General features: G+C 51.9%; 6 protein-coding genes. 3 read left to right on the forward strand and 3 right to left on the reverse strand.

All coding sequences use genetic code 11. The features are described from left to right. On the reverse strand, positions 1-955 hold a 955-nt coding region (locus tag ACWIZX_RS10010), incomplete at its 3' end, for a sensor histidine kinase (RefSeq protein ID WP_448335656.1). A gap of 9 nt (positions 956-964) precedes the next feature. Continuing rightward, positions 965-2,170 carry an ATP-binding response regulator gene (locus tag ACWIZX_RS10015; protein ID WP_322791316.1) on the reverse strand — a complete coding sequence of 402 codons (1,206 nt, stop codon included), beginning with the start codon at positions 2,168-2,170 and terminating at the stop codon, positions 965-967. Positions 2,171-2,355: 185 nt separating this feature from the next. Here ACWIZX_RS10015 and ACWIZX_RS10020 point away from each other — a divergent pair, with 185 nt between their 5' ends. The 3 genes from ACWIZX_RS10020 to ACWIZX_RS10030 all read left to right on the forward strand — a co-directional run bounded on the left by ACWIZX_RS10020 (position 2,356) and on the right by ACWIZX_RS10030 (position 5,477). After that, entirely contained in the window at positions 2,356-3,684 is a 1,329-nt protein-coding gene (locus tag ACWIZX_RS10020; protein ID WP_322791317.1) for an ABC transporter substrate-binding protein, read from the forward strand. A gap of 81 nt (positions 3,685-3,765) precedes the next feature. Beyond that, the gene (locus ACWIZX_RS10025; protein WP_322791318.1) at positions 3,766-4,662 is read left to right on the forward strand and encodes a carbohydrate ABC transporter permease; all 897 of its coding nucleotides are present in this window, start codon (positions 3,766-3,768) and stop codon (positions 4,660-4,662) included. Next, positions 4,659-5,477 carry a carbohydrate ABC transporter permease gene (locus ACWIZX_RS10030; protein WP_322791319.1) on the forward strand — a complete coding sequence of 273 codons (819 nt, stop codon included), beginning with the start codon at positions 4,659-4,661 and terminating at the stop codon, positions 5,475-5,477. Before ACWIZX_RS10025 ends, ACWIZX_RS10030 begins: the two co-directional genes overlap by 4 nt. 72 nt (positions 5,478-5,549) lie before the next feature. Here ACWIZX_RS10030 and phnE read toward each other — a convergent pair. Then, a partial coding sequence (gene phnE, locus ACWIZX_RS10035) for a phosphonate ABC transporter, permease protein PhnE (protein ID WP_448335657.1) occupies positions 5,550-6,500 on the reverse strand: 951 nt, incomplete at its 5' end.

Genomic DNA, 6,500 nt, shown 5'->3' on the forward strand with positions numbered 1-6,500 from the left:
CGGCAATGATTTGTTCTAACCGGGCTTTTTCCCGAAAAAGGGTCATCTGTTGGGCATCAATTTTGCCCATTTCGAGAATATCGTTGATCAGACCCAACAGATGTTTGCTGGAATTATAGATTTCGCGAACATCGTCATATAAACCGGGCGGCCACAGTTCCAGAGGAGCATAAGTTTTTGGGGCGTTGACCATCAAGTCACTGAAACCGATAATGAAACTTAAGGGCGTGCGCAATTCATGGCTGACCGCCATGACAAAGTGGTTGCGTGTTTCACGCGCCTCCTCTGCCTGTGCCCTGGCGAAAGAAAGCATTTCGTTGAGGCGTTCTAATTGATAATTGGCATTGTTCAAGTCCTTTACCAAGCGGCTCAGTTGGGCGCGGTGTTCCCGCGTCTCTTCAAGTAGCCGGCGTGCTTCGCCGTAGTGGTAGTAGGCTGAATCAAACGCCTCGACAAGGTTGCTGGAAAGCGACCAGCCAAACAGGCTGATGAAAATTCCTCCCAGAATCAATGCCAGTTCGTAGCCGGCCGGGATGGGCAGAAAGCGGGGCATGACCAGCACCAGCAACACCAGCCATAAATCCACAGCTGCCATTCCACCAATTCCCAGGGTGACAACTGCGTTAAGGGGCAACAGCATGAGGAGGAAAAGAATCGCTGGCTGGCGGTATAAATAGAAAGCCAGTAAAAACGCAGCGCTCAGGCCAATAAACCAGATCACCTGAGAGAGCAGAAAATGGCGATCCACCAGAGAAAGACTTAACCAGACCAGCCCCAGCATGAACACAGATATAATCCAGAGGCTGGGATTGAAGATTTGGGGAAAGCCTAGGGTGGCAATCATGTGCCAGCATAAATACAAACCGCCTACGGTATAAATCAACTTTCGGGTTGTAGTCTTTGTCAGTTCCGGAAAGTCGGAATCCTCTTTGGAGATGTGCTGGAACAAGAGCATATCCCAAACCTATTCGAGGAAGTTAAGTTGGTAGAGTACATCCAGCAGTGTTCGTTGCAGGAGTGGCTTTTTGAGAAATGCTGCCGCCCCCAAAGAGTAGGCTAATTCCGGCTCATCCCAGGCAGAACAGACCAGGACGGGGATTTTTCGTGTGGACGGATTGGACTGTAAAGATTGGAGTACTTCCCAACCGTCCAATCGGGGCATCATCACATCCAGGATGATTAAATCCGGCTGGAGGTGAGAGGCAACCTGTAGAGTTTGTTCGGGATCGTTGAGACCGATGACTTGAAGGCCGGTGTGACTGAGGTAGCGCTCAAACATTTTCAGTGCAACTGCCTGATCATCTACCACCAGAATTGTGCGATGTTTAGCGGAAGGAAAGATCAGACTCAATGAAACTTGCCCTTTCCATCCGGGAGGTGGGTATTGTTCTTCGATGCTGACATACATCCGTTCTCCCCAAGTGCGGATGTAACTCAGCAGATGCCTGCTTTCCTCTCGAACCGATTCCCAATTTTCGTCGGTTTCAAACTTGATCTGGATACTGGTCAGTCTGGGGTCTCTTTCTATCCCGATTTCGATGCGGTCTGCACTACACATTTGCAGCCCATAGTTGATCAAACTCAAAACCATTTGACGAAGCAGTACCCGATCGGCTGAAACGGGAAGGGGGTAGGGGGGGATGTGGAGATGAAGGAGAATTTGCTCACTTTGCAAACGCTGGGAAAGGATTGCTTCCAGGCTCCGCAGCACTTCGGCCAAATCAAGCCTCTCGAAGTGCAACACAAATTCGTTTTCTGCAGTCGGTTGCTCGGCTGTTTTCTGGTCGGCTTTCGGTACAAAATAACGCTCCCAAATTCTACTGCTCAATGCTTGCAATGCGCGGCTGTGATCGCGCCGGAATTGACGGTCGCCGATGTACAAAGAGTTGGCAATCTCGCGTGGCGTTTCCCCCAAAACATACCGTTTATAGAGAATCAGATAAGGTCGCCAAACGGCTGATTCAAATTGGGGATCCTTACCGGGCGGTCGGAGTTGTTCAATTTCCTGCAGGATGAGCTGCTGGATTGCTCTGGCGCGGGGGGTAGAGGAATCGGAATCGGCTGCAGGAAAATACTGAGACAGAGGATGGGTCTCCATGATGGTCGGATCGTTAAGGTGAGAAATTAAATCCTTGAAAAGGGCAGCAAACTTTTCGCGGTTCATGACCATTGAATGTCCGACTCAAGTCCGAAAAATAATTGTCTTTTACAACTGAATGATTTAAATTGAAGTGTAACACCTGTAATTGCGGGTGGCAAGGAGGTGTTTGAAAAAAAAAGAATACCAACCTGAAGTTTATGTTTCCCAACCTGTTTCTACCGCCATTTCGTATTCACACAAGAAGGAGGAAGTAAATGAAAAAGTTCGTCCTAACCCTGATGGGCTTGTTTGTAATTCTCTCGGTTGTGTTGTCTGCGTGCGCAAGTACGCCAACGGCAGCTCCGACTCAACCACCCAGCGGTGAGCAGCCTGCTCAGCCGACCACTCCCCCCGCTCAACCAGCCTCCAAACAGCAGGTAGAAGTCTTCTCCTGGTGGACGGGCGGAGGCGAAGCCGCCGGTCTGGAGGCGATGATCAAGGTCTTCAAGGCTCGTTACCCTGACATAGAATTCATCAATGCTGCGGTTGCCGGTGGAGCCGGCACCAACGCTCGCGCCGTGTTAGCCTCTCGTTTGCAAGCCGGCGATCCGCCGGATTCCTGGCAGGGACATGCCGGACAGGAATTGATCGGCACTTACGTAGCCGGTAACCAAATCCTGCCGTTGAATGACCTTTATGAGGCCGAGGGCTGGTTGAAAGTTATGCCGGAAATGCTGATCCCGCTCATCTCGGATAACGGAAATATCTACTCCGTGCCGGTCAACATTCACCGCGCAAATGTGTTGTGGTACAACCCGAAAATCCTGAAGGATAACAACATCGCCGTCCCGACCACCATTGATGAGTGGTTTGCCGCTATGGATCAACTTAAAGCTGCTGGCGTAACGCCGCTGGCATTGGGTGAACAATGGACCAAGATGCACCTGCTTGAAACAGTCCTGCTCGGCACGCTGGGTGTGGAGGGCTACAACGGTTTATGGACCGGTGAGATGGATTGGGGCAGCCCGGAGGTCAAGGTTGCGCTGGAAAATTTTGCCAAACTCTTGACCTACGCAAACAGTGATTCGGCCTCCCTCTCGTGGCAGGATGCTTCTCAGCTGGTGGTTAATGGCGATGCGGCCTTCAATGTGATGGGTGACTGGGCGGAAGGTTACTTCCGCGAACTTGGCAAGACCCCCCAGGTGGATTATGGCTGGGCGCCAACACCCGGCACGGTTGGGGTGTTCCAGTTCCTGTCCGACTCGTTTGTTCTGGCTGCAAACGCTCCGCACCCGGATAGCGCGATTGCCTGGCTGAAGGTTGCCGGTTCGAAGGAGGGCCAGGAAGCCTTCAACCCGGTTAAGGGTTCCATTTGCGCACGTACCGACTGCGATAAAAGCCTCTTCGGTGAGTATCTCCAATCGGCGATGAATGACTGGGCCTCCAATGCGGTGGTTGGTTCCCTCACCCACGGCGTGGTTGCTAATGACTCTTGGAAATCCGAAATTGATACTGCCCTTGGGCTGTTCGTTCAGGGCGGGGATGTAAATGGTTTCCAATCTGCCCTTGTGGCTGCGTGCAAGAGTTCCGGCCCCTGCAAGTAGATGAATTAAAATAAAGCGGTGAGGGCTGCTTCTGGTTGGGCAACCCTCACCGCTCCTTATAACCAATCACAGGTCCTGCTCATGCAAAAATTGATTAAGGACAAAGACCGTATTCTCTCCTTCTTGCTCGCTTCACCTTCAATTATCGCGGTGTTGATTTTCATTTATGCGTTTATTGGCTGGACGGTGCGGGTTTCCCTCAGTAAGTGGAAAGGTCTCAATCCCGATTACACGTGGAATGGCTTGACAAATTATATCAACCTCTTTTCGGATCCGCGCTTTGCCGTGGACATCCGCAATACGGTGATTTTTACGGTTGTCTTTGTGGGGGGAACCATCCTGTTGGGATTCTTTCTGGCAGTACTTCTGGATCAGGGCCTGAGGGGCGAGAGCTTCTTTCGCAGTCTGTTTCTTTTTCCCATGGCAATTTCTTATATTGTGACCGGGGTTGTCTGGCGATGGTTGATGAACCCGGCGACCGGCAGCCGCACCAGCGGTTTTAACCTGTTATTTTCTTATCTTCACCTGGATTTTTTGCAAAACTCCTGGCATACCACCCCCACCTGGGGTATTGCTGCGGTAGCCCTTGCAGCGATCTGGCAAATGTCGGGGTACACCATGGCACTGTATCTGGCCGGTTTGCGCGCTATCCCGCATGAATTGAGCGAAGCGGCTCAGATTGACGGCGCCAACAAGTTACAAATCTATCGTTTTGTCATTATCCCGCTGCTTACCCCGATCACCCTGAGTGCGCTAATCATCTTGGGGCATATGTCTCTCAAGGTTTTTGACCTGATCATTGCTATCGCCGGCAAACAATTACCACTGGATGTGCCGGCAATTTACATGTGGCAGACCACTTTTGATGGTCTCTTTTATGGACGCGGGGCGGCCATCAGTATTTTGTTGCTGATCAGCGTGGCTGTTCTGATTATTCCTTACATTATCTACACGTTGAAGTCGGAGTCGTTCAAATGAGAACATGGCGCTTCAGCAAGAATTATTTATATATCCCCCTGCTTTTCATGACCATTTTCTATCTGATTCCGCTGTACGTCATGCTGGTAACGAGTTTCAAGAGTTTTGCCGAAATTGACCTGCGAACGATGTGGAATCTGCCTAACGGAATCCACTTTGACAACTTTATTGAAGCCTATTCGAAACTCTCACCATCTCTCTGGAATAGTTTTTCGATGGTCATCCCGGCTACGGTGCTGTCTTCGGTACTGGGTTCGCTCAACGGTTACATTTTCTCAAAGTGGAAGTTCAAGGGCGCCGATTTGATTTTCCCGTTTATCCTTTTTGGGATGTTCATCCCATATCAGAGCATTCTGATCCCGCTGGTACAGTTTATGAACGCGGTTGGATTGAAGGGCTTACTGGGTTTGACCTTGACCCACATCATCTATGGCATTCCCATTACCACGCTCACTTTTCGCAATTATTATGCCAGCCTGCCGCAGGAATTGATTGAGGCAGCAAAGATTGACGGCGCGGATATGATGAAGATTTATCGCTATATTTTGCTCCCCATCTCCATTCCCAGTTTTGTGGTTGTTCTCATCTGGCAGTTCACCTCGGCCTGGAATGACTTTTTGTTTGCGGTAGTCTTGACCGGCAATCGGGATTGGCCGATCACGGTTGCGTTGAACAACATGGCTGGCAGCCAGATCATCGCCTGGAATGTACAGATGGCGGGGGCACTGCTGACGGCGCTTCCGCCTCTGCTGGTCTATGTTCTGGCCGGCCGCTACTTCCTGCGCGGTCTGCTGGCCGGTTCGCTGAAAGGATAGTCAGCGGCCGGGTTTGGAAAAAAGCATCCCGGAAGCCCCCCAGCGCCCCTCTTGTTTTCAGGGAGGATAAGATCAATTCAGTCGTTTGCGGATTTCCGCGCTGAGGAAGTCCATTGCCCAGACGACAATGACAATCGCCCAAATGGCTGTCCCGGCCTGATTCCACTTAAAATCGTTGATGCTCAGGTTCAGGTAATAGCCAATACCCCCGCCGCCCACAAAGCCGATGATGGTCGAAATGCGGACGTTAATATCCCAGTGGTAAATGATGTACGACACGAAATCGGGGATGACCTGTGGTACGACGCCGTAGCGTACGGTATGCAGGGGCGCTGCGCCAACCGATTGCAAAGCCTCAACCGGGCCGGGGTCAATATTTTCGACTGCTTCGGAAAAGAGTTTGCCCAGCGAAGCAATCGTCACCACCGTCAGCGCCAGAAAGCCGGGAAACGGCCCGAAACTCAGCCAGAAACCAAAGATGGTTGCCATGACCAGCGGGTCGTAGGAGCGCATCAGGTTGAAGAAAGAGCGGAAAAGATAGTAAACCCCGCTGCCCAAACAGCCTTTGCGGGTGATGTTTCCGGCTGCCAGAAAGCTGAGCGGCGCGGCGATGATGGTTGCAAAGGTCGTGGAGAGCAGCGCCATGAAGATGGTGACGAACATGTTGTCCAGCACGTCTTTCAGGGTCTGGCTGGGTTTCAACCTGCCCACCGGCGTGAGGGTGTCCACTTCCAACCGGCTGGGGATGCCGTCCACGGCGGCCTGAATGGGGCGGGCCTGTACTTCCTGGCTGAAATAGCCCTTTGAATCGGTTTGCGTGCGAATGGCGGTCATGGTGCGGTCATCCGGCAAGCGCCAGCGAATGACCACTTCGGAGCTGGGCTGAAGGTCAAAGCCCTCCAGGGTGAATTTTTCGAGCGGGGCGGCGCACTTCACGCTGGTTACCAGACGCGGCCCTTCGGACGGGAATGCCTCTTCTTCCGGCGCAGCGCCGCATGGAATGGGGAAGGCGATCGAAACCGT

The sequence above is a fragment of the Bellilinea sp. genome, assembly GCF_053501535.1.